The 344-nt window shown below is 59.2% G+C and carries 1 protein-coding gene; it reads right to left on the reverse strand.

Annotated elements, in window-relative coordinates; translation table 11 throughout:
• Window positions 1-31 precede the first annotated feature (31 nt).
• The coding region (locus MPL1_RS13910; RefSeq protein ID WP_009727601.1) for a hypothetical protein at window positions 32-344 on the reverse strand (313 nt) is incomplete at its 5' end.

Raw genomic sequence — 344 nt, forward strand, 5'->3', positions numbered from 1 at the left:
TCAGGGCTGCTTCAGGGCTGCTTCGGCTGCTTCAGGCTGCTTCGGCTGCTTCGGCTGCTTCGGCTGCTTCGGCTGCTTCGGCTGCTTCGGCTGCTTCGGCTGCAGTATGTTGTGTGTCTTGTGCTGACGCATCAAGCAAAGGCTCAAAATCAATCGCCGATTCAACTGGCATCAACTCTGAAAGCGCTTCCGCATCTGCAGATTCGTCCAGCAATACATCGACATCAGCCTCAAGTCGGGGCTCTGGCTCTGGCTCTGGCTCTGGCTCTGGCTCTGGCTCTGGCTCTGGCTCTGGCTCTGGCTCTGRCTCTGGCTCTGGCTCTGGCTSWGGCTCTGGCTCCTGA

The sequence above is a fragment of the Methylophaga lonarensis MPL genome, assembly GCF_000349205.1.
GTDB lineage: Bacteria > Pseudomonadota > Gammaproteobacteria > Nitrosococcales > Methylophagaceae > Methylophaga > Methylophaga lonarensis.